Origin of the sequence: Methyloceanibacter sp. wino2 (assembly GCF_003071365.1) — a bacterium.
In the GTDB taxonomy this organism is placed as follows: Bacteria; Pseudomonadota; Alphaproteobacteria; order Rhizobiales; family Methyloligellaceae; genus Methyloceanibacter.
Genome location: NZ_CP028960.1, coordinates 932,169 through 957,987, shown reverse-complemented (window position 1 = coordinate 957,987; position 25,819 = coordinate 932,169). Strand labels below are relative to the sequence as shown.

Genomic DNA, 25,819 nt, shown 5'->3' with positions numbered 1-25,819 from the left:
ACAAGGAGAAGCCGAAACGCAATGGCTGAGACGTTCGACATCCTTTTCAAGGGCGGAACAGTAGTAAACCACACTGGCGAAGCGCCTGTCGATATCGGTGTGCGCGATGGGCGAATTCGCGCGATCGGCGAGATCGACGCAAGTCGCGCGGACCAGACGGTCGACGCGCATGGCCTCCATATTCTGCCGGGCGTCATCGATACCCAGGTCCATTTCCGCGAGCCGGGCATGGAGCACAAGGAGGATCTGGAAACGGGAAGCCGCGCCGCGGTTCTGGGCGGTGTCACGGCTGTTTTCGAGATGCCGAACACGAGCCCACCCACCACGAGCGCCGAGGCTCTGGCAGCAAAGGTCGCCGCGGGCACCAATCGCATGTGTTGCGACTTTGCGTTTTTCGTCGGTGCGACGCGCGAGAACGCCGCCGATCTCGCGGAACTCGAGCGGCTTCCGGGCGCGGCCGGCATCAAGATCTTCGCGGGTTCCTCCACGGGCGACCTTCTGGTCGAGGACGACGAAACCCTCACACAGGTGTTCTCCACCATTCGCCGCCGCTGTTCGATTCATTCGGAGCTCGAGTCCCGCTTGCGGGAAAGGCTCCCGATCCGCCGCGTGGGCGACCCGACCAGTCATTACGAGTGGCGGGACGAAGTGGCTGCCCTCGAGTCGACGCAGCGACTTATTCGGCTGGCCCAGGCGACGGGCGCGCGAATCCATATCCTGCACGTGTCGACAGGCGCCGAGATGGAGCTGTTGTCGCACCACAAGGACGTGGCGACGGTGGAGGTCACGCCGCAACATCTGACGCTCGCCGGCCCGGAGGACTATGAGCGCCTCGGGACCAAGGTTCAGCAGAACCCGCCGATCCGGGACCGGGCACATCAGGACCTGTTGTGGTGGGGACTGGAGCAGGGCGTCGTCGATATCCTGGGATCGGACCACGCCCCGCATACGCTCGAAGAGAAGGCGGCCACCTATCCCGCGACACCGTCCGGCATGCCCGGCGTGCAGACGCTGGTGCCGATCATGCTCGATCACGTCAACGCAGGCCGCCTCAGCCTTGCCCGCTTTGTCGACCTCACCAGTGCCGGGGCGCAGCGCCTGTTCGGAACCACGTGCAAGGGCCGCATCGCCGTCGGGTACGATGCCGACTTCACGGTCGTTGATTTGAAGGCCGAACGCGTCATCGAGGATGCGTGGATCGGCAGCAAGGCCGGCTGGACGCCCTTCGCGGGCCGAAAGGTGCAAGGCTGGCCGATCGGCACCGTGATCCGGGGGCATCTGGCCATGTGGGAAGGCGAACTCGGCGCGGCACGCGGTCAGGCCGTGCGCTTCGACGAGGGATTCCCGCAAGGCGGGACGAACTAGCGTCAGGCGGCGCGCTTATTTCATGAAGTAGTGCCAAATGCCGTTCGGCGCGACCCCGAGGCGGTAGCCGGTGTACTTGCCCGACGCCATCATGGCTTTGGCCTGCTTGGGTGGGACCAGCCGGTAGAGCTCCACCTGTTCCTTCGGCGTGAGCGTGGTGAGATCGATCTCGGCGAAATACGGCCAGACATACATTCCGGTATCGCCTTTGCCCGTCAGGACGAAGCCGGTGCTCAGCATGTCCAGCATGTTTGCGAGAACATCGCGCCCGGTCCCGTCCACGGACTGCGCCTTCCAATAGGCGATCGGGTCGTCGACATGCTTGGCCGCGACCATCGGCTTCAATTCGTTCGATTCGAGCACGGCCCGCATCTCCTCGATGTCGCCGGTCTCGGCCGCAAGGACGATCATTTTGAGGATGCGCCGGACCAGTTTCGGGGTGGCGGTGGTGTCGTACAGCACCTCGGGTCCGGTGCGGGCCTGGGCCGCTTCGGCCTCGGGGTCGGGCAGTTTGTCGCTCGCGGCCACCGTGTTCCCCGAGCCGTAGACAAGCAACGCGCCGCCCGTTACCAATGCCGCGAGGGCGACCATGACCACGTTTTTCCGCACGTTCATGCCAGACTCCATACAATTGGGGTCAATCTCGCAGAACCGCGGTCAGTTGCAAGTTCGGGTCGCTGAGAATCAGGTGCGGGATCGTGGCGATCGAGCCCGATCGATAGTCAGCGAATAGGTCCTTGGACTTTGGAAGCAGGCGCGCAAATTGTGCTGTCCGCCATCCAGCTCGTGCTTGCCGGGCTGGGAATAGGCTTGTTGATGGCGGCGCCGATCGGGCCCGTGAATGTCCTTGTGATCCAGCGGGCCGTGGCCAACGGCTTTTGGGGTGGTCTCGCAGCAGGCATCGGCGCTGTTCTTGGCGATGGCCTCCTCGCGGCTGCGGGCGCGTTCAGTATCGCGGCGATCTCGGATGTGATCCTCGCCTACGGCGATACGATTCAATTGATCGGTGGCGTGCTTCTCGTGGCGTTCGGCGTCGCGCTCCTTGTGACGCGGCCGGTGATGACAACCCCGCCCCACGAGCGCTCCCACATCCTCGAGCACATGGGCATCATCCCCCAGACGTTCATCCTGACCGTCACAAATCCCGGCGCGGTGTTGGGCATGGCGGCCATGATCGGCGGTCTGGGATCGCTCATCGGCGGCCTCAACACCAATCTGGAGGCGCTGATTCTCGTCGCGGCGGTGATGGGCGGCAGCTTGTTGTGGTGGCTCGGCCTGTCCGAACTGATCGCCACGATCCGCCACAAGCTGACGGACAACCGCTTGAAACTGATAAATCGGATCGCCGGTCTTGTTCTGCTCGGTTTCGGGGTCGCTCTGATCGTCGAGATCGGCGTCCGGTATTTCCGCTAGAGCGTGGCGGGCTATTGCGCCGTGCGCCGCAAGGTGAACTCGCCGTGGTGAATGCGGCGCGGGAGCCGGGACGTCATCTCGGCGACGGCGTTCTCGCCGTAGACGTCGATCAGATCCGTTAGAGCAGCGAACAGAGCCGCATTGGCCAGCATCTCGGGCTCGATGCCATCATGGAGCGCGTCCTCCCAAGCATCGAGGATATAGCGCAGAGCCGCTTGCTTGTGGACCTCTCCGTCTTCTCCGTGCTGTTCGATGCCGAATTCAGTGCTCAAGCGCGGGACTCCCTCGAAAGGCGAAACCATTTCGCCCGACACACTTACAACGCGTGCCGCCCGTCCTTTCGAGGAGAGTAAACTAACGGTTAATTTCTGGCCGCGTTCGGGCCGTCGTCAGACTGCGTGGCCTGAACCCGCGGCTGAGAAGCGCTCGCAAACACGGATGTCTGCGACAACGCAGTCGCGAGTTCGGCGCCTTCCGTCGAGAAACGGCTCGCGGCCCGCGTGGCCGACTCGGTGCAGGTCCGGTAGGTTCGGCGGTAGCCCCGGTAGCCGTCGTTGAACTTGTTGACCAGCTTGGCGCGGCGGACGGCGGTCGTCCCTTCGTTCCGCAGGATCTCGTTCATCTGATCGCGCCAGAGTTGTCCCTCGCCGGCGCCGCAGAGTTCGCGCAGGTAGTGAACCGCGCCGAGAATTTCTGCCAAACGCATCAGATTTTCGTCATAGGGCCGATCGTCGGGCGGCGGCGGGGCCAGCACTTCTTCCGCCGGCGGCGTCACTTTCGGGAGGTCGTAACCGCGGCGCGGTGCGGCACGGCGCTGCTTCTTCGGCTTTTGCTTGTCGAAGAACCAGAAAAACTGAGCATTTGCAGGCGGAACATAGGCCAGCGTGCCCGTACCGGCCCAAAAGAGCCCGCACAGAAGCAGTGCCAAAGGTTTCGCCAGCCGTCCCATAAGGTCTGACTAACGCCAATTCATGGTGAAATCTAGCCACGCCGTGCGGCGCGGCCCGCCCTGAAGGCGGCGGACCCTAGCGCTTGCGCAGCCGGAACAGCGTATCGATCGTGATCTGGCCGCGTTTCGCGCCCTGGCCGCCATCGCCGTCCGAGACATAGCCGTTGGCGATGGCATTGGCGTCGTCGATGAGAACCCGCAGGCGCGATGCCGCTCCCGAGCAGGTCATTGTGAGGTCGTTCTGGTTGTCGAGCGTCTGACCGACCGCGGCCACGACCCTCAGCGCCTCGGCCTGGAGGCGCGCGACCGCGGAATCGAACTGTTCGCGCACCTTTTCCGGCGCCCGGCGATAGGCTGCAATCGCAAGGTCCTTGTTGTCGAGCGCGGAGCGGTTGAAATGCTCCTCGTAGTCCACCGCCTGCCAGCGGTGCAGGTCCGGTCCGAACGCGGACGGGTCGACCGGGAGCGCTTCCAACAGCATCACCAGTTCGTGGAATTGATTGAGGTAGTCCGAGGCCAGAAAGGTCTGTTCGTTGATGTTCGTGCCGGGGACATGGGAGCGCAGGTGGCTGGCCATGGCGTTCTGAAATGCGGCGGCGATCGCGTCGCGGCTCACGTCTTCCTGGATTTCCGGGCGGGTCACGTTAGGCTCTCTTTTCCTTGGCAAAATCATGTGTCGCTCCTCGATCTAGAGTTGCGGCATTATGGTTTCCATCTGGTTAACAACGGTTGGGACTCATCGGCGCGTCACCATGTGCTCTCGTTACGATCTGACCACGCCACCGGAGGCCGTCCGCGCCTTTTTCGGCTATCGCGACAAGCCGAACTTTCCGCCGCGCGACAACATCCGGCCGACTGAACCGATCGCCGTCGTGCTTCTGGATGCGGAAGGCGAGCGGCGCTTTCGTTTGATGCGCTGGGGATTGCTGCCGCACTTCGTCAAGGATCCGAAGACGTTCCCGACACTGTTCAATGCCAGGTCCGAGGAGCTTCTCTCCAAGCCGTCGTTTCGCAATGCCGCGCGCCGTCGCCGTTGCTTGATCCCCGCCGACGGCTTTTACGAATGGACCGGCCCCAAGGGACAGCGCCGTCCGTACTATCTGCGGCCGGAGCCGCCGCATCTGTTCGCCTTTGCCGGGCTGTACGAAAGTTGGAGCGAACCGGAAGGCGGCGTGATCGATACGGCGACGATCCTCACCTGCGAACCGAATGCGACGGTTGCCTCGCTGCACAACCGGATGCCCGTCATTCTCGCGCCCGACTGCTACGATGCGTGGCTCGACACGAAGGATGTCAGCGCCGAGGAAGCCCTTGCCATGACGGGCCCGGCACCCGACGATCTGCTGGAGGCGATTCCCTTGCATGGAAAAGTCGGCGCAAAGCCGAAGTCTGGAACGAAGGGATCGGGAAAAGACGACAAGAAGAAGTCGTCACAGCCGCCGTTGCTTTAGGCGGTTACGCGATAAGGGGGGAAGAAAATGCTGCCAGACAAGATTCTCGATCGGTACCGCGTCACCAAGGGCGACAGTTTCAAGCTTAAGGACTACGACCCCGACGATTCGGGCAATGTCGACTTCAGCAAGAAGGACGGCGAGGAACTGCTCGAGCTCGGCGTCAAACGTTTGTCTCGACTCCAGCAGCGCCTTTACGCGGAAGGCCGCTGGGCGGTGCTTATGGTGCTGCAGGGGATCGATACGGCCGGCAAGGACGGCATCATCAAACACGTGCTCACGGGCGTGAATCCGCAAGGGGTCACGGTGCATTCCTTCAAGCAGCCGAGTCACTTGGAGTTGGCGCATGATTATCTGTGGCGCGCCTATCGCGCGTTGCCCCAGCGCGGCCATATCGGCATCTTCAATCGGTCCTACTACGAAGACGTGCTCGTCGTGCGCGTGCATCCGGATCTGCTTCAGAACCAGAACCTGCCCCCCGAACTCGTCACGAAGGACATTTGGAAAGAGCGCTATCAGGACATCAACGATTTCGAGCGGCACTTGTCGCGAAACGGAACGCTGCCGATCAAGTTCTTCCTGAACATCTCAAGGAAGGAGCAGCGGGAGCGCCTGCTCGCGCGCTTGGAGGATCCCGACAAGATCTGGAAGTTTTCAGCCGCCGACGTCGCCGAGCGCCGGCTGTGGGATAAGTACCAGAGCGTCTATGAGGACATGATCCGCAGCACGGCGACGGAGCACTCTCCCTGGTACGTGGTGCCCTGTAACAAGAAGTGGTTTGCCCGGCTTGTCGTCGCGGGGGTGCTGTCCGAACACATCAAGGCGCTCGATCCCAGCTTCCCGAAGATGTCCAGCGAGGACGCGGCGGAGATTGATGCCGCGCACAAGGAACTGTTGGACGAGGAGAAGTAGCCCTTAGTCCGAGGGGGCCTCTATCACCTGCACGATCGCGAGGCCGTCATGGCCTTTGTGTCCGACGGTTTGAAACGCGGTCGCGGTCACGTGTGGATTGGCTGCCGCACGCGCATAGAACGCACGTAAACCTTTGACGTGCTTGTTGTCGCTTTGCGCAGCGAGGATCGCACCTTCGCGCACCACATTGTCCACCACGATGAACGACCCGGGCCGGGCGAGCTTCACCGCCCAGTCGAAATAGTCCGGCGTACTCGGCTTGTCGGCGTCGATGAAGATGAGATCGAACGGCCCGGCACCTTCCGTGTGCAACGCGGCCATGGAATCGAGCGCGGGGCCGACGCGGACGGTGATCTTGTCGCCGAGGCCGGCGTTCTCGAAATTGCCTTCGGCGATTTCGGCATGGCGCGGATCCAGTTCGAGCGTCGTCACGTGGCCGTCTTCCGCAAGGCCGCGCGCGAGCCAGATCGTGCTGTAGCCGCCGAGCGTTCCCACTTCCAGGATCTTGCGTGCGTTAAGAGCCCTCGCGAGCATCATCATCAGCTTGCCTTGGAGCGGCGCGACCTGAATCGGCGGCAGACCCGCCGCGTCGCAGGCAGCTTGCGCCGCCTCGAGGACCGGGTCGGCCTCCAGGAAGTTCTCGACGATGTAGTCGTCGATCGCGAGCCACTTGTCGTCCTGGGTCATGTAGGGCGGTTTCTCGGGCGGCGCGGATTGAGTCATAGAAGTTTCCCTGGATTGAGGATGCCGTTTGGATCGAAGCTGGCCTTGATCGATTTCATCAGGTCGATCGCGACGGCGCCTTTCGCGTGGGGAAGGAGGTCGCGCTTCATGCGCCCGATCCCGTGTTCGGCACTGATCGAGCCGCCGAGATCGAGAACGATCTCGTGGACTGCAGCGTTGAGCGCCTCCCAATTCGCGAGATACACATCCTTGTCCATGCCGACGGGCTGGCTGACATTGTAGTGGATGTTGCCGTCGCCGAGGTGGCCGAAGGGAACGGGCCGTGCGCCGGGGATCATCAACTCAACGATATCGTTGGCCCGGACGATGAACTCCGGCACATGCGCGATGGGAACCGACACGTCGTGCTTGATGCTGCCGCCTTCGTATTTCTGAACTTCGCTCATGACCTCGCGCAGCTTCCACAGCTCGCCCGTCTGCCGGTCGGACGTCGTCAGGACGGCGTCTTCGATCACCCCGGTTTCGATGGCGCCGGCGAGTTGCGTCTGCACGAGGTCATGGACCGTTTCGCCGGCGAGGGGGCTCGAAACCTCGAGGAGCACGTACCAGGCGTGGGGCGCTCTGAGCGGATCATGAAGGCCCGTACCGTGCTTGATCGCGAAGTCGAGGCCGATGCGCGGCAGGATCTCGAAAGCGGTGAGCATGGGGCCGGCCGCGTCGCGCATCCGGGCCAGAAGCTCGGTTGCGCTTTCAAGGTCGCGCAAACCCGCCATACAGGTGACCCTCTCGGCGGGACGGGGAAACAGGCGCAAGACCACCGCCGTGATCACGCCGAGCGTTCCCTCCGCGCCGATGAAGAGATTCTTTAGGTCGTAGCCCGTGTTGTCTTTGCGCAAGGCTTTGAGGCCGTGCCACACGCGCCCGTCCGCGAGAACGACTTCGAGCCCAAGCGCGAGATCCCGCGCGTTTCCATAGGCAAGCACGGCCAGACCGCCGGCGTTGGTCGAAAGGACGCCGCCGATTTGGCAGCTGCCCTCGGAGGCAAGGCTCAAGGGAAACAAGCGCCCGACCGTTTCGGCCCGTTGCTGGGCATCGGCCAGCGTCAGTCCGGCTTCAACCGTCATCGTATTGCTGGCCAGATCCACGTCGCGAATATGCGTGAGACGCTCCAGCGAGAGCACGATCTGGCTCCCGCTCTCATCAGGGATCTGCGCGCCCACGAGGCCCGTATTGCCGCCTTGCGGCACGACGGCGGCCCGCGCCTCGTTGGCGCATTTCAGTACCGCCGCGACCTCGTCCGTCGAGCCGGGCTTGACGACGATTGCCGCCTTGCCGCGATACCTGTCGCGCCACTCGGTGAGGTAGGGCGCCATGTCTTTGGGATCGCGTAGGGCATGTTCTTCGCCGACAATGGTCTCAAGCGCGGTCAGCGTCTCCGCCGAAGGCGGCTGAAGCTTCGTCGTCGAGGGGCGTGCGTCAGGGCTCATGGCACAGGGCTACCGCGCCTTGGCGGCCCGCCGCAAGCGGTCGTTGATCGCTTCCCCAAGTCCTTCTTCGGGAATGGGCATCACGGCGATGGCGCGCGCCCCGCTTTCGTCGAGTGTGCGCATCGCCGCGAAGAGGCGCGTCGCGGCCTCGGTGAGGTCGCCCGCGGGGCTGAGATTGATCGTTGTATCCGCGCCGTCCGGAATATCGGGACCGAAGGCAAGCAGCGCCTCGCCGGGCGCGATGGTCGTTGCATTGAGCCGTACGGGCGTTTGCGGCGCGTAGTGGCGTTCGAGCTGACCGGGTGAGGCGATCGGCGCGTCTTGCGCCGCAAGGTCGATGGTGTGACCCAAGACCGCCTCGATCTCGGCCCGCGGCACCGCGCCGAGGCGGAGCAAAGTCGGGGTATCCCCCACCACTCTCACGACGGTCGATTCAAGGCCGCGCGCGCAAGGACCGCCATCCAGGATGATGTCCGGAACCTCGCCGAGCTCCGCCGCCACATGGCCGGCTTCCGTCGGGCTGATGCGTCCCGAACGGTTGGCGCTGGGCGCGGCAATCGGCAGGCGCGCCTTCTCGAGTAGCGCGCGCGCGACAGGGTGGGCGGGAACCCGCAACGCGACCGTGCCGAGCCCCGCCGTGACCAAATCGGCAATCCCACCTTCGGGCCGTTTCGGCGCCACGATCGTCAATGGCCCGGGCCAGAAGGCGGCGGCAAGCGCCCGTGCCTCGGTGCCGAACTCGGCCAAGCTCTCGGCCGTTTCCAGATCCGGCACATGCACGATCAGCGGGTTGAATTGAGGCCGTTCCTTCGCGGCGAAGATCTTGCCAACGGCGCTCGCCTCCCGGGCGTCGGCGCCGAGGCCATAGACGGTCTCGGTGGGGAAGGCGACGAGGCCGCCGGCGGCGAGCGCTTGAGCCGCGCTGGCGATGGTTTCGTCTGTGGCGGGAAGAACAGGCATGGTGCGTCCGATTTCTCTGGCTCCATGTCGCGTGTCCGTCCGGTGAGGTCAAGCGAGCGTGTGCGGTCGCACTGGCCCGGCGCTTCAAACGGGGTATCATGGGGGCGGGAGACACCAAGGACCGCATGACGACGCTGCTTCTCACGCACCCGGCCTGCCTTGAGCACGACACGGGCTACGGCCATCCGGAGCAGGCCGACCGCTTGCGCGCCATCGAGCGAGCCCTTAGCGCCGAGGACTTCGCGGATCTGAAGCGGGAAGAGGCCCCGCTAGCCGAGCTTTCTGCGATCGAACGCCTGCACCCCAAGGCCTATGTCACCGACGTTCGTGCCGCGATTCCCAAACAACTCCATAGCTGGCTGGACCCGGACACGGTGGTGTCGCCGGGGAGCTGGGAGGCGGCCCTGCGGGCCACGGGGGCGGTGCTCCACGGAGTGGACCAGGTGGTGGCCGGCAAGGCGGACAATGCTTTCTGTGCCGTGCGCCCGCCGGGTCACCATGCCGAGCCGTCCCGCGCCATGGGCTTCTGCCTCTTCAATTCCGTCGCCGTCGCGGCGCTGCATGCACGCGAGGCCCACGGCGCCGAGCGCGTGGCCGTGATCGACTTCGACGTCCATCATGGCAACGGCACCCAGGCCGCGTTCTGGACCGACGAGGACCTTTTCTACGGCTCGACCCATCAGATGCCCTTGTTTCCGGGGACAGGGGCCAAGGACGAGACGGGGGTCGGCAATATCTGGAATGCGCCACTCGCCCCTGGAGACGACGGCGAGGACTTCCGGGCGGCCTACTCGACGCAGATTGCCCCGGCGCTCGACGCCTTTGCCCCTGACTTCGTGCTTGTCTCGGCCGGTTTCGATGCCCATCTGAGGGACCCGTTGGCCCAACTCCGCCTGCAGGAGGAGGATTTTGCTTGGATCACGGAGCAGTTGCTGGAGGTCGCGGCGAAACATTCGGGCGGCAAACTCGTTTCTACTCTGGAGGGCGGTTACGATCTCGATGCCCTGGCCTCGTCCGCCGCTGTCCACGTCAAGACTCTGATGGGCGCTTGAGGCAGAGAAGGGAAACCGCTAATTCAAAACTATGGCTAAATCGTCCGGCACTGCTGATATCTCCACATTGAGCTTCGAAGACGCGCTGAAAGAGCTCGAGACCATCGTCGACCGCCTCGAAAAGGGCGATGTCGAACTCGAAGCGTCGATTTCGATCTACGAGCGGGGCGAGGCCCTGCGCGCTCATTGCGATAAATTGCTCCGCAGCGCCGAGGCGCGCGTGGAAAAAATCACCCTCAATCAGGACGGCACGCCAAACGGCGTCGAGCCGCTCGATGTGGAGGACTGACCGGCAAACTTGGGCAGGGCCGGTTTTGAGGTAAGGTTGTAGACGTTGCCAGCGTGAGGTCGGCCCGGTAAGCTTGCTGTAACGCATTGATACGACGAGAAATTTCAAGACTAAAACCGTCGCGGAGAAAGTCCTCCGACAGGAAAGCGAATGAGCGCCGAGAACGCCACGCCACTACTAGACCGAATTCACACGCCGAAGGATTTGCGTCAGCTCACCGATGACGAGCTCAAGCGCCTCGCGGACGAACTTCGCCAAGAGACGATCAGCGCCGTTTCGGTGACCGGCGGTCACCTGGGTGCCGGCCTTGGCGTGGTCGAACTGACGGTGGCGCTCCATCACGTCTTCGACACGCCGGACGACCGGCTGATCTGGGATGTCGGCCACCAGTGCTATCCCCATAAGATTCTCACGGGTCGCCGCGATCGCATCCGTACCTTGCGTGCGCCTGGCGGCCTGTCCGGCTTCTGCAAGCGCGCGGAGAGTGAATACGACCCGTTCGGCGCGGGCCATTCGTCGACCTCGATCTCGGCGGGACTCGGCATGGCCGTGGCCCGGGATCTGTCGGGCGGCGCGAACAATGTGGTCGCCGTGATCGGCGACGGCGCCATGAGCGCGGGCATGGCCTATGAGGCCATGAACAACGCGGGCGCGATGGACTCGCGGCTGATCGTGATTCTCAACGACAACGACATGTCGATCGCGCCGCCCGTGGGTGCCATGAGCGCGCATCTGGCGCGGATTATTTCAGGCGGCACCTATCGCCGTTTCCGCCGCTGGATGAAGGAAGCGGCGCACAAGCTGCTGCCGGGGCGCTGGCAGCGCCAGGCGGCCCGTGTGGAGGAGTTCGGCCGTGGTTTCTGGACCGGCGGGACATTGTTCGAGGAGCTCGGCTTCTACTATGTGGGGCCGATCGACGGACACAATCTCGATCATCTCCTGCCCGTGCTGCGCAATGTGAAGAAGATGCAGAACGGACCGATCCTCGTCCATGTGGTGACCCAGAAGGGCAAGGGCTATGCGCCGGCGGAGGAATCTGCCGACAAATATCACGGCGTCAGCCGCTTCAACGTCGTCACCGGCACCCAGGAGAAGGCGGCGCCGGGTGGCCCGCCCAGCTACACCAAGGTATTCGCCAACGCTCTCATCGAGGAGGCGAAGGCCGACGACAAGGTCGTCGCCATCACGGCTGCGATGCCGTCCGGAACCGGGCTCGACAAGTTCGGCGAAGCCTTTCCCGATCGCTGCTTCGACGTCGGCATTGCCGAGCAGCACGCGGTGACCTTCGCGGCGGGCCTCGCGTCCGAAGGCTACAAGCCGTTCGCCGCGATCTACTCGACCTTCCTGCAGCGCGCCTACGATCAGGTCGTGCACGACGTGGCGGTGCAGAAACTGCCCGTGCGCTTCGCGATCGACCGGGCCGGTCTCGTCGGTGCGGACGGTCCCACCCACGCGGGTTCGTTCGACACGGCGTTTCTGACCTGCCTGCCGAACATGATCGTGATGGCGGCCGGCGACGAAGCCGAGCTCATGCACATGACGGCGACCGCTGCCGCGATCGACGACAGGCCGACGGCGTTCCGCTATCCGCGCGGCGAAGGGCTTGGCGTGGATCTGCCGAGCGCGGCATACCGCTCGAGATCGGCAAGGGCCGCATCGTCCGCGAAGGTTCTGCCGTTGCGCTCCTATCGTTTGGAGCGCGGCTCGGCGAGTGCCTGGCTGCCGCCGACGAATTGTCCGGGTTCGGCCTGTCGACGACCGTGGCCGATGCCCGCTTCGCGAAGCCGCTGGACGTGGATCTCATCCGCGACCTCGCCAGGAACCACGAAGTCCTTCTCACTGTCGAGGAAGGCTCGACCGGCGGTTTCGGCGGCCATGTGCTCCACCAGCTTGCGTCGGACGGATTGCTCGACGGCACGCTAAAGGTTCGGACGCTCGTTTTGCCCGATCGCTATATCGATCAAGGCAAGCCCGCCGCGATGTACGCGGCGGCGGGCCTCGATGCGGACGGGATCGTGAAGGCGGTCTTCACCGCGCTCGGCAAGAACGATATCGGCAAAAATGCGAAGGCGGGCTCGGCGCAGCGCGCCTAATCCAGCGAACAGTATTAGTCGAGCGAACAGTTCTTGGCGAACTCCGCGACGGTCTCGGCCCGGCCCGCGTCCGACAACTCGACCGCATTCGCGCCTGACTTCATGGTGACCGGTCCCTTCTCTTCGAGAACCTTGAGAATGGGCGTCACGGCAATGTCGCCGGCCTCTCCGTAAATGATACCCGTACCGTCCTCGGCGGCCGTCTCTCCGGCCACCGGCGCCGTCTTGTCGCCGGCGCTGAATTCGATGGTGAGCGCTTCTCCCGTCTCCTCCTGCGGAAAGTCCATATGGACCGACAGGACCGCGATCCCGATGCCGTTCAGGCAGGACAGAAGAAAGGGCGCATTCTCCCGCTCGTCGAGGGGGCCGTAGCGGAGCGTGATGAAGCTGCCGTTCGTCTTTGCCTGCCAAATGTTGGCGGCATGGGCGGACGTCACCGGAAGAGCGACCGCGCCTGCGAGAAGCGCGAGGGACAGAAAAATCGGCAGGGATCTGAACGGCATGGAAGGCTCCAGCACGAGATTGGGTGGCACTGGCTTAGTCGAGCCGGGAAGATTTGGCAATGTCGTCCTCCCGGCGCGCCGATGGGTTGTCGTCCCTTTGGTGCCCTGCGATCCTAGAGCGCGGGCGGCCCGAGCGCCGGCAATTCCGGGGGGTCCGCGAACGCCACCGTCCCGAAATCCACGAAGGCAGGATCGAACTCACGATAGTTGCAGGTGATCTCGTCGCCCCGTGCGATGTCCGTCAACGCGATGCCCCGGTCGAACAGGCGGAAGTCCGTATTCGGGTTAAGGCTGTGGTTCATGTACTTGCCGTTGTCGACGTCGATCACACGGAAGCTGGGCCTGTCGAGGTGCGGATAGCCATACCGGGCGATGTGGCTCTGCATGGGCGGCGGCAGTGCACCGAGTTCGGTGTCGTCGACCAGAACGTCGAATTTCGGATTGTACTGCCAGATGATCGTGCCGCGCGGCACGAATTCATCCGCGAAGACCCCAAGCCCCTCGATTGAACTCGGAGCCACAAAGGTGCTGATGAGCAGCATGGCGTGTGTCCTAGACCAATTCGGCCTTTGCGCATTTCAGCGCATCGATCCGCCGCTGGAGATATGGAGAAAAGTGTCCCGAATAGCGCTCCCACAGCGCGGGGTTGCGCCAGTCGTTTCCGGTCACGCGGCCACGGCACGTCGCCGCGCCGCAGGCGCATGGAAACTCGTCGTAGGGCGAGCCGTCGCACATGGCATAGTCGATCGTCACCTCTTCGCCGGGGAGGATGCACCGCAACGCCACCAGGGTGATCTGGCCGCTCAGTCCCGCATTCGGGTCGCACGAATGATTGATGAAGTCGGGCGGATCGTCCGGGAGGAGAGAGACCAGGAAAAGGTCATCCTCGACCTGAACCGTATGGCTCCGGACCTCGGCCGGCAGGCCGTCGAGTTCCTCGGTGCCGACAATGCGGCCGCTCCAGATGCCGATCAGCTCGCCCATCTCGATCACGGACTTGGCGTAGACGCCGAACCCGCCGGTCACGTCTCGATTTCGAACTTCACATTTTTCAGTTAGGTAGGCCGTCTTTTCTCGGCTGAGAGAATCTTGGCTCAATCAGGTCTTGCCTCACGAAGCATCCGCGTCTCAAACCTAATGTGGCGCGGGCGAAATGCGATGCGGCTGCCGTTTCACGGGCCCAGCCGCGCGCGAGGACTCTCGTCGCGACGCAGAGCATATGAGAATGCAAATTGGCCAGCTACAGAAAAAAACGCATCGACCAGCGCTTGGTGGAGGAGGGGATGGCGCCCTCGCGCGCCCAGGCCGCTGACCTCGTCCGGCGGGGCTGTGTCCTGGTCGACGGCGCGATCGCGGCCAAGCCCGGAGCGACCGTTGCGGACGACGCGGCACTGGCGCTGGTTCCCGGCACCGACGCTCACGTCTCCCGTGGGGCGCTGAAGCTCGCGGCGGCGCTGGAGGCCTTCGGCCTGTCGCCGGAGGGGTGTGTGGCGCTCGATGTCGGGGCGTCCACGGGCGGCTTCACTGAAGTCCTGCTCGCCCGCGGCGCGGCGCGGGTCTACGCGGTCGATGTGGGCCGCGATCAACTCCATGCAAGCCTGCGAGCCGACCCGCGCGTGCTCTCTCTCGAAGCCACCGATGCGCGCACGATCGACGAGGCGCTGATTCCCGAGGCGGTCGCGGCGATCACAGCTGATGTCAGCTTCATCAGTCTCACCCAGGCGCTGCCTGCCGCGCTTCGGCGCGCCGCGCCCGGTGCCTGGCTGGCCGCGCTGGTAAAGCCGCAATTCGAGGCGGGCCGCGACGCGGTCGGGAAGGGCGGTCTAGTGCGCGACGATGCGGACCGGCAGCGTGCGATCGTGCGCGTGCAGGATTTCCTCACGGCGGAGGGCTGGCATGTGCTCGGTGTGATCCCATCGCCTATCGCCGGCGGCAGCGGCAACGTGGAGTATTTGATCGGTGCACGGAATGACCGTTGACCTGACCATCGACCGCCTTGGCGCCCAGGGCGACGGCATTGCCGAAACAGCGGACGGGCCGGTCTTCGTGCCGTTCACGCTCCCCGGCGAGCGCGTCCAGGCGGAGATGGCGCCGGACGGAAAGCACGCCGACTGTATCGACGTTCTCGATCCCAGCCCCGACCGTATCGAGCCGGTCTGCCCGCATTTCGGCCTATGTGGCGGCTGCGCCCTGCAGCACCTCGATACGCCAAGCTATCTGGCCTGGAAGAGGGAACTTGTGGTCACCGCCTTGCAGTCGCGCGGGCTCGACGTGGCGGTCGAGCCAACGCGCGCCGTCCCGCTCGGAAGCCGTCGCCGGGCCACCTTCAGTCTGGAGCGGCGGGGCAAAAATGTCGTGCTCGGCTATCGCCGCGCCCGGTCGCACGACACGATCGAGATCGACACCTGCCCGATCCTGTCGCCGAGGGTCCTCTCGGTCCTCCCGGCTCTCAAGGCGCTGTTGGCGCCATTGCTGGGCGGCGCGCATGAGGCCCGCATCGCCGTCACCGAAACCGACACGGGGCTCGACGTGGCGATTGACGGCGTGCAGCCGCCGGAGACGGCGCTCGGAAAGCTGGCAGGCGCGGCGGAAGCGCAAGGCATCGCGCGGCTGACCGCGGGCTCCGAGATCGTCATGCTTACCCCGCCGATGCTGCAGCTTGGCCGCGCGCAAGTGCGCCTGCCAGCAGGCAGCTTTCTACAAGCCTCACCTGCGGCCGAAGCGGAGATGGTTGCGCTGGTCCGCGATGGCGTCGGCAAGGCGAAACGCGTGGCGGATCTGTTTTGCGGACTGGGGACGTTCTCGTTCGCACTCGCCGAGCGTGCGACGGTCGACGGCTACGAGTCGAACGTCGAGGCGCTCGCCGCCCTTGGTGATGCCGCCCGGCATACGCCCAAACTCAAGCCGATACACGGCCACAGACGCGATCTGTTTCGCGATCCGTTGGGCTGGCAGGAGCTGAAGCCGTACGACGCGGTCGTCTTCGATCCGCCGCGCGCGGGTGCGTCCGCCCAGGCCGAGCAGTTGGCGAAGTCGAAGGTGAAGCGTCTCGTCGCCGTGTCGTGCAATCCCGGCACCTTGGCGCGAGACCTACGGCTCCTTGTGGATGGCGGCTACAAGATCATCCGCGTGGTGCCGATCGATCAGTTCCTCTATTCAAGCCACGTGGAGGTGGTCGCGCATCTGGAACGATAGGTGTTCGCGCCCGGCGGGTTACGTGTCGTCTTGCAAAAGAGTGTCGACGTAGGCTGGCACGATCTCCGTCGCCGGGCCGTAATGGGTTTCCGCGAAGAGGCTCGCGCCTTCGGACGGCTCGAGATTGAGTTCGACCGTATGCGCGCCTGCGCGATGGGCCTCGGCCACGAATCCTGCCGCTGGATAGACCGTGCCGCTGGTCCCGATGGAGACGAACAGATCGCATGCGCCGAGCGCCGCATAGATGCGCTCCATATCGCGGGGCATCTCGCCGAACCACACCACGTCCGGTCGCATATAGCCGGACTCGCCGCAGGCAGGGCAGTCGGTCGCGAGCGAGAGGTCCTCGGTCCAGGCGCGGCTCGCGCCGCAAGCCGCGCACAGGGCGCGGGCCAGTTCACCATGCATGTGGACCAGCGATGAGCTGCCGGCGTCCTCATGCAGCGGGTCGATGTTCTGCGTGACGGTCAGGACCTCGCCGCCATACTCGCGCTCGAGTTTGGCGAGAGCGAAATGCGCGGCATTGGGGCGGACATCCGCCAGCCAGCCCCGGCGCATGTTGTAGAAGTCGTGGACCTTGGTGGGATTGCGCGCGAAGCCTTCGGGCGTCGCGAGCTCTTCGACATTGTACGTGTCCCACAGCCCGTCCTTGCCGCGGAACGTGCCGAGCCCGCTCTCGGCGGAGAGCCCTGCGCCGGTCAGGATGACGATTCGGTCGGAAGCCATTCCAAATCCGCGTCGATGTCCTGGGCGGCGTCCTGGCCGGTTTGGCCCCGATGACGCAGATAGTGGTCGGCCAACACGATGGCCACCATGGCCTCGCCGATCGGCACGGCGCGAATGCCCACGCACGGATCGTGGCGCCCTTTGGTCACGACCTCGGTGTTGTTGCCCTCTTTGTCGATCGTGTTGCGCGGGGTGAGGATCGACGAGGTGGGCTTGACCGCGAAGCGCGCGACCACCGGCTGGCCCGTAGAGATGCCGCCGAGGATTCCGCCCGCGTGATTGGATAGGAAGGTCGGCCAGCCGGGCGGGCCGTTGCGTATCTCGTCGGCGTTCTCTTCGCCGGACAGAGCCGCCGCCTCAAAGCCGGACCCGATCTCCACGCCCTTCACGGCATTAATGCTCATGAGCCCCGAGCAGATGTCCTGGTCGAGCTTGGCGTAGAGCGGCGCGCCGAGACCGACAGGCACACCGTCGGCCACGATCTCGATGACGGCGCCGGTAGACGACCCGGACTTGCGCACCTCGTCGAGGAAATCGGCCCAAATCTCGGCGGCCTTAGGATCGGGACAGAAGAACGGGTTCTCGCCCACCGCGTCCCAGTTCCAATTGGCGCGATCGATCTTGTGGGGACCTACCTGAACCAGGGCGCCGCGCACACGCAATCCCGGCACGACCTTGCGCGCCACCGCGCCGGCAGCCACACGGGTCGCCGTCTCGCGCGCCGATGCACGCCCGGACCCGCGATAGTCCCGCACACCGTATTTTTCGGCATAGGTGTAGTCCGCGTGGCCGGGACGGAACTTGTCCTTGATGTCCCCGTAGTCCTTCGAGCGGGCATCGACATTCTTGATCTGGAGCGCGATGGGCGTGCCCGTCGTGACCTGCTCGCCGTCGTCGTTCGTGAACACGCCGGAGAGGATCTCGACCGTGTCGGGTTCTTTCCGCTGGGTCGTGTATTTCGATTGGCCCGGCCGGCGCTTGTCCAGATAGGCCTGGATCTCGCCTTCCGTGATCGGAATGCCGGGCGGGCATCCGTCGACCACGCAGCCGATCGCGGGCCCGTGGCTCTCGCCCCAGGTCGTGATGCGGAAAAGATGGCCGAAACTGTTATGCGACATGGCCTTTCTGTACTCGCTTCTCGCCGAAGCGTCCATCGGGCAACGTCGTTCAGGTCACGAAATTGACGCGCACGGGTCACGGCGCGAGCCTGTTTTCGTCTTAATTTTCCTTAGCTTGCACGTCGCGCGGTTTCTCGCGCCGGCCAGTTCGATCCTTCGCTGGCCGCACCCTCCCAAGACACAATAGTAAAAGGAGTCGCCGATGCGTGCGGTGCATGCACGTCTGTTGACGTTGACTGTCGTCTTTCTGTCGAGCGCGATGACGCTCTCGCCTGCCTCTTCCATGCCGTTGAACTTCTCGATGACTGCGTCCGGCAGCGCCCCCTCCAAATCAATCGTGAAGCGGGCCAATGCGGCCACGGCGGCCCGGCACGGCGTGGGACCACGCCCCGCGCGCTGGTGCGGCTGGTACATGCGCACCCAGCTCGGGGGCGGCCCCGAATACAATCTCGCGCGCAATTGGGCCAAACGCGGCCGGCCGCTGAACGGTCCACGCGTCGGCGCCGTGGTCGTGTGGTCGCATCATGTGGGCCTGATCACGGGCAAGACCAAAGACGGCCAATGGATCGTCCGGTCCGGCAATGACGGGGGCCGCGTGCGCGAACGTCCGCGCTCAGTCGCCGGCGCCGTCTTCCGAAAGATTTAGGTGGGCAAAATCTGAATGGGGAAGGGCGGGATACGTCCCGCCCTATTCCTTCGCCACCGAAATGTCCGGGGCGTCCTCATTCTTCATGCCGACCACGTGGTAGCCCGCATCGATGTGCAGGACTTCACCTGTGACGCCGGCGGAAAGTTCGGACAGAAGGTACAGGCCGCCGCCGCCCACGTCCTCGATGGTGACGGTCCGGCGCAGCGGCGAGTTGTACTCGTTCCACTTCAGAATATAGCGGAAGTCGGAAATGCCCGACGCAGCCAGCGTCTTGATCGGCCCGGCCGAGATCGCGTTCACGCGGATATTGTTCTTGCCGAGATCGGCGGCGAGATACTGCACGCTCGTTTCCAGCGCAGCCTTCGCAACGCCCATCACGTTGTAATGGGGCATGACCTTCTCGGCGCCGTAATAGGTGAGAGTGACGATCGAGCCGCCATTTTTCATCAGCGGTTCGGCCCGCTTCGCCATGGCCGTCAGCGAGAAGCAGGAGATATTCATCGTCTTGGCGAAGTTTTCTTCGGTCGTGTCGACGTAGCGGCCGTCGAGCTGATCCTTGTCCGAAAAGGCGACGGCGTGGACGATGAAGTCGAGGCTGCCCCATTCCTTCTCGACAGCCGCGAAGACGGCGTCCATCGAGGCCGTGTCGGTGACGTCGCAGGGGAGAACCAGCTTCGCGCCAACCTCGGCGGCGAGCGGCTCGACGCGCTTCTTCAAGGCATCGCCCTGGTAGGTCAGCGCGACTTCGGCACCCTGGCCGGCGACTGCCTTGGTGATGCCCCAAGCGATCGAGCGATTGTTGGCGACACCGAAAACGATGCCACGCTTGCCCGCCATGAGATTTCCGCCGTCCGCCATAAGCCCTCCTTCAGACTAATCTGGGGGCCTCTTATACACCGGGCTGGCCTCGCCGAAAGGGCTTTCGCCGATTCGGCAGGACCAGCCCGGTGCTGACGGGCGGGGGGGGGCGAAGTCTTAGGTGTGGTCGCGCCTTACCGGCACGAGCGGGGAAAGCGTCTCTCCGGCATCCGCGGGAACGTCGCGGTCCCGCACGACGATTGCGGACCGCAGCGGGGTGAAGCGAGCGCCCGCTTTTGGTTTTTCCGTGACCGCTTCGGCGCGAAGCGGCGTGGTGGTTTCGGTAACGACGTAACTCTCGGACATAAAACCCTCTATCCGGCGATGGCCCAGTGACCGTCTGGCGACCGGCAGGCAACGCCTTCGATCTCGTTTTCCTTGCCGCTGCGGCTCAACGAATAGAGAACCGTGCGGCACAAGCGGCCGTGCTCGTCCCGGAACACGGAGAGGGGCTTGATCCGGCCCGCGAGTTTGGTGGCTTGCCGCCGCCATACGAGGGTCGCCCCGTCGCCAAGCTCCGTCAGGGCCATTTGCAGGGCCCGAAGCGCGACTTCCCTATCTGAACGATCAAGAGTGGTTTTAAGTTCCGTGAGCGGGCTGTTCGGCTCCGTCACGGTTTTCGGCGTCACGGTCTTGAAGACCGGCACCACGACATGTGCCCCGCGATCCTCTGCCTTGAGAGGAATGAGGGCGGGGAGCAATACACACAACACGAGAGCCCCCGCCCCCTTGATAGGGGCGTTCCAATGGAACGTACGCATAACAAACCGTCCCCAAATACTGACGCGGATACTGAAATCCCCCCGCGCCCACTATCAACACGACCGATCCTGGCCTATCAGGGTGAGGAAAACGTAAATGCCCGTATCGTGCTGGGAAGTTTTTCGGCGGCGCGGCCGGGCGGAGTGACTGGCAAAATATGATGGACAATCAAGACTTCACGGTCGCAAACGACCCTTTCGCCCTGTTCCAGACCTGGCTCACGGAGGCAGAAAAAACCGAACCTGCCGATCCGGAGGCGATGGCAGTGGCCACGGCAGACGCGGACGGGCTTCCGAATGTTCGGATGATTCTCTTGAAGGGCGCCGACGAGCGCGGCTTCGTGTTCTACACGAACTGCGGCAGCGCCAAGGGCGGCGAACTTGCCGTCAACCCGAAGGCAGCGCTGCTTTTCTACTGGAAGAGCCTCGGCCGGCAGATCCGCGTGCGCGGGCCCGTCGAGCCTACGACAGAGGCCGAAGCGGACGCCTATTTCGCGACCCGTCATCCGCAGAGCCGTGTCGGCGCCTGGGCATCTCAGCAATCGCGACCCCTGGAGAGCCGCGCGGCGTTGGAAGAAGCGGTGGCGCGCTATACGGACGAATTTGACGGACGCGAGGTGACGCGGCCAGAGTATTGGCGCGGCTACCGAGTGCGCCCGGTGGAGATCGAGTTCTGGCAGAACGGGGAGTACCGGCTGCACGACCGGATCGTGTTCCGCCGGGACACGCTGGACGGCGCCTGGACAAAAACGCGCCTCAATCCGTGAGCCGAATTGTGTTATCGCAGCAAGCCGGATGCGCATGAGGACGACATAACGTGACCGCGGAAGACACAATCGAACGCTTTGCCACCGCGCGCTACGTGGTGAAGGAAGCGCACGAGGCCCGCTGGGCGCGCCGGATCGCCGTGTTCTTCCTGCAGCTCCTGATTCTCACGGCCATTCTGCATCGCTTTTTCGAACTGAGCACGCCGGCGGCCATCAATCTGATCGCCGTGTGCATCGTTGGCCTCGGGCTGGCGGTTTTGATCGCGGTCGTCTCATTGATCCGCATCTGGTTTGGCGGACAGACCGGTGCGACCAACGACTTCGCGGCGATCATCGTCGGCCTGATCGGACTGGCGCTGCCGGCCTATTTCCTGTCGCAGGCGTTTCTCCTGCCGGAACTTACCGACATCCAGACATCGCCGGAGGATCCGCTGCAGTACACGGTGCTTCTGGAACAGCGGCCGCGCGACGCCAACCCCCTTGGGAACCCATCGGCCGAGCAGGTGCAGCTTCAGGCGGAGGCGTACGAGGATATCGGTCCGATCATCGTGGACCGGCCCGCGGGCGCCGTCTTTACCGTCGTGAACGAAGCGGTGAAGCAGCTCGGCTGGACCGTCGTCGTCAACGAGGCGCCGGGGGAGAGCGGCGTCGGCCGCATCGAGGCGACCGACACGTCGCTGATCATGGGCTTCACCGACGATCTGGTGGTGCGGGTCAAGGGCGACGACACGTCGGCGGTCGTCGATATCCGCTCCGCCTCGCGCTACGGCCGCAGCGACCTCGGCGCCAACGCGGAGCGCATCAGGGCCTTCGAGGACGAGGTCAACACCGCGCTGGAGAAGGGCGAGACGACGGTTCTCGAACAGACCGCGGCAGAGCCCGAGGAAGAGCCCGTCGCGGCGCCGGCGAAACAGGTCAAGAAGAAGAAGCGTCGGAGCCGGAAGCGGCGCGTATATAGAAGGCGCTAAGCCCTTCGGTCGCGCCCTCGGCCGTGACGATGCCACGCTCCTTCAAGAATTCCAGATGCGCCAGAACCGACAGCGCGGCGGCAACCTTCAGGTTCGCATCGAGCCCGCCATACAGCCGCGCCACGATGCGGGGGATCGTGTTCACGCCCTCATCGACGCAGGCGAGGATCGTCTGCTCACGCCACAGCCTGTGAGTCATGTACGCCCGCACGACCCGGCGCGGGGTTTCGATGCGTCCGCCGTGCCCCGGGAAGAAGACCTTGTCGTGCCGTTGCGCTAGGCGCTGAAGCGACCCGAGGAAGTCCGCCATGCTGCCTTCGGGCGGCGCGATGACCGTCGTGTTCCACCCCATCACATGATCGCCGGTAAAGACGGTGCGCTCACCGATCAGGGCGAAGCACAAATGGTCGGGCGCGTGTCCGGGCATATGCAGCACGTCCAGGGCGAAGCCGCGGCCCTTGATCGTGTCGCCGTCCGCGACGGGCGTGTCCGGTTTGAAGGCGGCGTCGACGAAGCCGTCGCCAAGTCCCGGCGCGACCGCACCGCGCGTGGTCCCGGTCGGGCCGTAAGCGACGATCTCGCCACCGAGCCGCTGCTGCAACGGCAGGGCGCCATCGCAGTGGTCCCGGTGACTGTGTGTAATGAGGATGTGGCTGACGCGCTGGCCGCGTGTGGCGCGCGCGATGGCGTCGAGATGGGCCTCGTCCGTGGGGCCTGGATCAATGACCGCGACCTCGTCGGTGCCGACGAGATAGGTGTTCGTGCCGAGAAACGTGTAGGGGCCGGGATTGTTGGCCACAATGCGCCGAACGCCCGGGGCGACGTCTTCGGCCACGCCATAGTCGACATCGGCGTTTCGATTGAATGCGAGCTCGGCTGACATGAATTGGGTACTGATTGATGTTTCGGTGCGAACCAGCGGGGGCAACCGCAGGGGAGCCGGAAGATAGCAGAACGGCCAACGGGCCGCGCCCCCTTATGGGGCGGCCAAGCTCACACCGGTTCTTGCGCAAAATATGACTGAATTCCGGCGCTTTGCCGCAGTCTGGCCGTGATGAGAAGCGCCCGCGGCGGGTGTCCGACGCGGGCGCCTTCGAGGCTTCTCTCGGACTCTTGCCTAGAACTTCATGTTGGCCGCGACGTAGAACGACCGGCCCTGGCCCGGGAGCGCGATGCCCCACGGAACGCCATCGGCCGACATGGTTGCCCCCTGTCCGAGATAGAGCCCGCCGAGCGGCAGGTCGTAGAACTCGTCAAAGAGGTTCTCGACGCCGACATCGACACGGAAGTTGTTCCACGCGTAGGAGCTACGGATGTTCCAGAGCGTATAGGCTCCGGTCTCCACCTCGTTGTGGACCTGCGAGACTTTCGTTTTTGCCCCGACCATTTCCGCTTCGATCGTGTTGGTCCAGCGGCCGAGTGTCTGCTCGAGCGCCACCGTCCCGTTGATCGGCATGATGTGGTAGAGGTCGTCGTCGGTCACGGTGTTCACGCCGTCGACATAGGCGGCAAGTCCACGCACCGTGAACGAGCCGAACGGCGTGTTCTCCGCCAGGAGCATGTGTCCGGAGACATTGACGCCGTACATGTGCGCATCCTGGTTGACGAACTGAAGGTAGACGAAGCCCTCCGTCGCCGTCAGGCTGTCGATGACCGCCTGCGAGGCGCCGCAGACAGACGTCGGACAGCGGCGTACGTCGATGTAGTTCGAGATGTACGTGTAGTACGGCGTAACGGCCAGGCGGTTCTTGCCGTTGGCATCGTGCCAGTCGGCGGTGGCGCTGAACGTATGCGCATCCTCCGGGTCGAGGTCGAGATTGCCGATATAGTAGTTGCCGTCACCGAACCACCCGATCATTTCCATGGCCATCGTGACGTTCGACCAAGAGTAACGCTCGTAGAGATTGGGCGAGCGGCTCTTCTTCGAATAGCCGAACGAATAGGTCTTGGTTTCGTCCGGCGTATAGATGGCCTCCGCCGTCACGTCCCAGTTCTGGTCGGTGCGTTCGCGGTCGGCGTCGTTGAACGTGGTCGCAGGGAACAGGGGCGCGGCGTTGTACATGGCGTTGTAGCCTTGCACTCGGCCGGTATCCGTCTGAACCGTGTCGCTGCGCACGCCGAGCTCGGTGGTCCATTGCGGGTTCCACCGCGCTTCCCACTCGGCAAAGACGTCGTAGCGGTCACGCCGTCCGTCGTTGATGCTGTAGAACGTGTCCGGTGCCATCATGGCCATCGTCATGGGCGGAAGGTTACGCGGTGAGGCTGGCCACTTATCGCTGTAGTCGAAGTTCTGATACTCGGCGCCGATACGCAGCGTGTCCCGCTCGTTCATCTCGATGCTGGCTTTGAGCTTGACGCCGGTGTCCTGCGCTTCGGTGTTCATCGGCATGCCCGGCGCAACGATCCCCGTCATCATGTTCTGATAGTAGAACTGTTTGTCGTCGCCGAAGTTCATCTCGTGGCGAACGTCCTGGTGATAGACCTGCGCCTCGAACACACCCCAGTCATAGTCGCCGGTATAGCGAAGGTTGCCGATGATGCTTTCGTTCTCGGTCATGTCCATCCGCTGGTTCGGGTAGTTCTGGTACGGGATGTTCTGGATGCCGAGATCGAATTGCAGCAGGTGGTTCTCATTGCGCGCAGCGACGGCAATGTTGTGGTTCTGCGCCTCGTAAGCGGTCGAACCGACTTCATCGGCCGCGAGCCAGGGCGCTTTGACTGGATGCTTCGGTACCGACATGAAGGCGGGACCGGCGTCTTTGAAGTTGCCGCCGGCCGAGTAGTTGCCGGACTTCTCGTAGGATCCGGTATAGCTGATCGCCAAATTCTGTACGGCTGCGCTGGCCGCGGCATTACCGCCGAAGGCGTCGCCATTGCTGCGGTAATAGGCGCCGACCTCGGCGTTTGTGATCACCCCTTGTCCAGGCGCGGCGAAGACGGGCGGGGCCCGCTCCACCAGGATGGCGCCGCCGATGCTGTCGCCGCCGACGCTGACGGGCACCACGTTGGAGTACACGTCGATGCTGCCGATCTGGGACGGCGAGATGTAGGAGAGCGGCGGGTTCATCTGATTGGCGCACGCCGCGATCAGGCTCATACCGTCGATCTGCGAGTTCAGCCGGTCCGCGGCCAGCCCGTTCAGCACGGGGAGGCCCGAGACGCCTCCTGCGCTGTAGATGTCACCGCCTGGCAGGCGGCTCATCATGGAGGCGGTGTCGCTGGTCACCGGCCAAGCGGTCGAGACGCTCGGCACGCTGGACGAGATGGCGGCGGGACGGCTGATCGCCGTCGCCTCCTCAAAGCTCGGGCGTGACGGCGCGGCCATCACGGGCACGGCCGGGGCGCGCGACGGAGTACGCGTTGGCGTGGACGCAGGCTTGCGCGCCGTCGCGGTCCCCCGGGTAGACGCCGGCGCGGGCCGGTTGGATGTCGACGTAGGGCGTGCCGGCGTGGCCGGCGCCTCGGGCGCTTGGATCACTTCCACCGTGGGGAGAGAGTCAGGTTCCCCGGTGCCCGATGTTTCAGATGTGGTCGTTTCCTGCGCGAGAGCAGGTGCTGCGGTGCAGCCGATTAGGTACGCGCATAGGAGCGCGGCACGGCAATGAGCCGACATGATGAT

Annotated in this window: 29 protein-coding genes and 1 pseudogene; 13 read left to right on the top strand and 17 right to left on the bottom strand. The window is 64.3% G+C overall.

The window, feature by feature from the left end; translation table 11 throughout:
• The first annotated feature begins 21 nt into the window (after positions 1-21).
• On the top strand, positions 22-1,365 hold the full coding sequence (locus DCY11_RS04430; RefSeq protein ID WP_108681380.1) for a dihydroorotase: 1,344 nt from the start codon (positions 22-24) through the stop codon (positions 1,363-1,365).
• Positions 1,366-1,380: 15 nt separating this feature from the next.
• Here the strand turns inward: DCY11_RS04430 and DCY11_RS04425 are convergent, their stop codons facing one another.
• A complete protein-coding gene (locus DCY11_RS04425) occupies positions 1,381-1,980 on the bottom strand; it encodes a hypothetical protein (RefSeq protein ID WP_108681378.1) in 600 nt (199 codons plus the stop codon).
• Between the two features lie 150 nt (positions 1,981-2,130).
• Here DCY11_RS04425 and DCY11_RS04420 point away from each other — a divergent pair, with 150 nt between their 5' ends.
• Complete coding sequence (locus tag DCY11_RS04420) at positions 2,131-2,778, top strand: LysE family translocator (RefSeq protein WP_141702012.1); 648 nt, start codon at positions 2,131-2,133, stop codon at positions 2,776-2,778.
• Positions 2,779-2,789: 11 nt separating this feature from the next.
• Here the strand turns inward: DCY11_RS04420 and DCY11_RS04415 are convergent, their stop codons facing one another.
• The 3 genes from DCY11_RS04415 to DCY11_RS04405 form a co-directional block, all read right to left on the bottom strand.
• Positions 2,790-3,050, bottom strand: a complete 261-nt coding sequence (locus tag DCY11_RS04415; RefSeq protein WP_108681376.1) for a hypothetical protein — start codon at positions 3,048-3,050, stop codon at positions 2,790-2,792.
• Positions 3,051-3,139: 89 nt separating this feature from the next.
• Positions 3,140-3,706, bottom strand: coding sequence for a TIGR02301 family protein (locus DCY11_RS04410; RefSeq protein ID WP_245409443.1), 567 nt, complete (start codon positions 3,704-3,706; stop codon positions 3,140-3,142).
• Between the two features lie 97 nt (positions 3,707-3,803).
• Positions 3,804-4,370, bottom strand: a complete 567-nt coding sequence (locus DCY11_RS04405; RefSeq protein WP_108681372.1) for a hypothetical protein — start codon at positions 4,368-4,370, stop codon at positions 3,804-3,806.
• A 109-nt stretch (positions 4,371-4,479) separates the two neighbouring features.
• On the opposite strand from DCY11_RS04405, the gene DCY11_RS04400 reads away from it, so the two are divergent.
• Positions 4,480-5,178, top strand: a complete 699-nt coding sequence (locus DCY11_RS04400; protein WP_159079797.1) for an SOS response-associated peptidase — start codon at positions 4,480-4,482, stop codon at positions 5,176-5,178.
• A gap of 27 nt (positions 5,179-5,205) precedes the next feature.
• Positions 5,206-6,090, top strand: coding sequence for a polyphosphate kinase 2 family protein (locus DCY11_RS04395; protein ID WP_108681370.1), 885 nt, complete (start codon positions 5,206-5,208; stop codon positions 6,088-6,090).
• Positions 6,091-6,093: 3 nt separating this feature from the next.
• On the opposite strand, the gene DCY11_RS04390 is transcribed toward DCY11_RS04395, so the two are convergent.
• From DCY11_RS04390 to DCY11_RS04380, 3 genes are read right to left on the bottom strand one after another with little or no spacing between them, the layout of a single operon-like run.
• Complete coding sequence (locus DCY11_RS04390; protein ID WP_245409442.1) at positions 6,094-6,813, bottom strand: O-methyltransferase; 720 nt, start codon at positions 6,811-6,813, stop codon at positions 6,094-6,096.
• Positions 6,810-8,261: an FAD-binding oxidoreductase gene (locus DCY11_RS04385; protein WP_108681369.1), complete on the bottom strand. Its 1,452-nt coding sequence runs from the start codon at positions 8,259-8,261 to the stop codon at positions 6,810-6,812. The genes DCY11_RS04390 and DCY11_RS04385 overlap by 4 nt, the downstream gene beginning before the upstream one ends.
• A 9-nt stretch (positions 8,262-8,270) precedes the next feature.
• The gene (locus DCY11_RS04380; protein WP_108681368.1) at positions 8,271-9,221 is read right to left on the bottom strand and encodes an L-threonylcarbamoyladenylate synthase; all 951 of its coding nucleotides are present in this window, start codon (positions 9,219-9,221) and stop codon (positions 8,271-8,273) included.
• Positions 9,222-9,346: 125 nt separating this feature from the next.
• Here DCY11_RS04380 and DCY11_RS04375 point away from each other — a divergent pair, with 125 nt between their 5' ends.
• The 3 genes and pseudogenes from DCY11_RS04375 to dxs all read left to right on the top strand — a co-directional run bounded on the left by DCY11_RS04375 (position 9,347) and on the right by dxs (position 12,655).
• On the top strand, positions 9,347-10,273 hold the full coding sequence (locus tag DCY11_RS04375) for a histone deacetylase family protein (protein ID WP_108683664.1): 927 nt from the start codon (positions 9,347-9,349) through the stop codon (positions 10,271-10,273).
• A gap of 31 nt (positions 10,274-10,304) precedes the next feature.
• Positions 10,305-10,562 carry an exodeoxyribonuclease VII small subunit gene (locus tag DCY11_RS04370; RefSeq protein ID WP_069444264.1) on the top strand — a complete coding sequence of 86 codons (258 nt, stop codon included), beginning with the start codon at positions 10,305-10,307 and terminating at the stop codon, positions 10,560-10,562.
• 150 nt (positions 10,563-10,712) lie between these two features.
• Positions 10,713-12,655 (top strand): annotated as a pseudogene (dxs, locus tag DCY11_RS04365) (1-deoxy-D-xylulose-5-phosphate synthase).
• A gap of 14 nt (positions 12,656-12,669) precedes the next feature.
• On the opposite strand, the gene DCY11_RS04360 reads toward dxs, so the two are convergent.
• The 3 genes from DCY11_RS04360 to DCY11_RS04350 all read right to left on the bottom strand — a co-directional run bounded on the left by DCY11_RS04360 (position 12,670) and on the right by DCY11_RS04350 (position 14,184).
• Positions 12,670-13,158, bottom strand: a complete 489-nt coding sequence (locus tag DCY11_RS04360) for a hypothetical protein (RefSeq protein WP_159079796.1) — start codon at positions 13,156-13,158, stop codon at positions 12,670-12,672.
• Positions 13,159-13,271: 113 nt separating this feature from the next.
• Entirely contained in the window at positions 13,272-13,700 is a 429-nt protein-coding gene (locus DCY11_RS04355) for an SET domain-containing protein (RefSeq protein WP_108681366.1), read from the bottom strand.
• Positions 13,701-13,710: 10 nt separating this feature from the next.
• Positions 13,711-14,184, bottom strand: coding sequence for an SET domain-containing protein (locus tag DCY11_RS04350; RefSeq protein ID WP_245409441.1), 474 nt, complete (start codon positions 14,182-14,184; stop codon positions 13,711-13,713).
• A 257-nt stretch (positions 14,185-14,441) separates the two neighbouring features.
• On the opposite strand from DCY11_RS04350, the gene DCY11_RS04345 reads away from it, so the two are divergent.
• Together DCY11_RS04345 and DCY11_RS04340 are read left to right on the top strand one after the other, a co-directional pair.
• Positions 14,442-15,137, top strand: coding sequence for a TlyA family RNA methyltransferase (locus DCY11_RS04345; protein WP_108683662.1), 696 nt, complete (start codon positions 14,442-14,444; stop codon positions 15,135-15,137).
• Entirely contained in the window at positions 15,127-16,353 is a 1,227-nt protein-coding gene (locus DCY11_RS04340; protein ID WP_108681365.1) for a class I SAM-dependent RNA methyltransferase, read from the top strand. Before DCY11_RS04345 ends, DCY11_RS04340 begins: the two co-directional genes overlap by 11 nt.
• Before the next feature lie 18 nt (positions 16,354-16,371).
• On the opposite strand, the gene DCY11_RS04335 is transcribed toward DCY11_RS04340, so the two are convergent.
• Positions 16,372-17,079 (bottom strand): NAD-dependent deacylase, encoded by a 708-nt coding sequence (locus tag DCY11_RS04335; protein ID WP_108681364.1) that lies wholly within the window; start codon positions 17,077-17,079, stop codon positions 16,372-16,374.
• Positions 17,052-18,197, bottom strand: coding sequence for a chorismate synthase (gene aroC, locus DCY11_RS04330; protein WP_108683661.1), 1,146 nt, complete (start codon positions 18,195-18,197; stop codon positions 17,052-17,054). Before aroC ends, DCY11_RS04335 begins: the two co-directional genes overlap by 28 nt.
• Positions 18,198-18,399: 202 nt before the next feature.
• On the opposite strand from aroC, the gene DCY11_RS15855 reads away from it, so the two are divergent.
• Positions 18,400-18,843 carry a hypothetical protein gene (locus DCY11_RS15855; RefSeq protein WP_245409440.1) on the top strand — a complete coding sequence of 148 codons (444 nt, stop codon included), beginning with the start codon at positions 18,400-18,402 and terminating at the stop codon, positions 18,841-18,843.
• Between the two features lie 42 nt (positions 18,844-18,885).
• Here the strand turns inward: DCY11_RS15855 and fabI are convergent, their stop codons facing one another.
• From fabI to DCY11_RS04310, 3 genes are all read right to left on the bottom strand, one after another.
• Complete coding sequence (gene fabI, locus DCY11_RS04320) at positions 18,886-19,704, bottom strand: enoyl-ACP reductase FabI (protein WP_108681363.1); 819 nt, start codon at positions 19,702-19,704, stop codon at positions 18,886-18,888.
• Positions 19,705-19,821: 117 nt separating this feature from the next.
• Positions 19,822-20,010, bottom strand: a complete 189-nt coding sequence (locus tag DCY11_RS04315) for a hypothetical protein (RefSeq protein WP_108681362.1) — start codon at positions 20,008-20,010, stop codon at positions 19,822-19,824.
• A gap of 8 nt (positions 20,011-20,018) precedes the next feature.
• A complete protein-coding gene (locus tag DCY11_RS04310; RefSeq protein WP_108681361.1) occupies positions 20,019-20,465 on the bottom strand; it encodes an RT0821/Lpp0805 family surface protein in 447 nt (148 codons plus the stop codon).
• 158 nt (positions 20,466-20,623) lie between these two features.
• Here DCY11_RS04310 and pdxH point away from each other — a divergent pair, with 158 nt between their 5' ends.
• Positions 20,624-21,232, top strand: coding sequence for a pyridoxamine 5'-phosphate oxidase (pdxH, locus tag DCY11_RS04305; RefSeq protein WP_108681360.1), 609 nt, complete (start codon positions 20,624-20,626; stop codon positions 21,230-21,232).
• Positions 21,233-21,282: 50 nt separating this feature from the next.
• A complete protein-coding gene (locus tag DCY11_RS04300) occupies positions 21,283-22,200 on the top strand; it encodes a DUF1499 domain-containing protein (protein ID WP_108681359.1) in 918 nt (305 codons plus the stop codon).
• Here the strand turns inward: DCY11_RS04300 and DCY11_RS04295 are convergent.
• Both DCY11_RS04295 and DCY11_RS04290 read right to left on the bottom strand, forming a co-directional pair.
• On the bottom strand, positions 22,148-23,083 hold the full coding sequence (locus DCY11_RS04295; RefSeq protein WP_108681358.1) for an MBL fold metallo-hydrolase: 936 nt from the start codon (positions 23,081-23,083) through the stop codon (positions 22,148-22,150). The two genes, DCY11_RS04300 and DCY11_RS04295, sit on opposite strands and share 53 nt — an antisense overlap.
• Before the next feature lie 234 nt (positions 23,084-23,317).
• A complete protein-coding gene (locus DCY11_RS04290; protein ID WP_159079794.1) occupies positions 23,318-25,405 on the bottom strand; it encodes a TonB-dependent receptor in 2,088 nt (695 codons plus the stop codon).
• On the opposite strand from DCY11_RS04290, the gene DCY11_RS15430 reads away from it, so the two are divergent.
• Complete coding sequence (locus DCY11_RS15430; protein WP_159079793.1) at positions 25,404-25,805, top strand: hypothetical protein; 402 nt, start codon at positions 25,404-25,406, stop codon at positions 25,803-25,805. The two genes, DCY11_RS04290 and DCY11_RS15430, sit on opposite strands and share 2 nt — an antisense overlap.
• Positions 25,806-25,819: the final 14 nt, after the last annotated feature.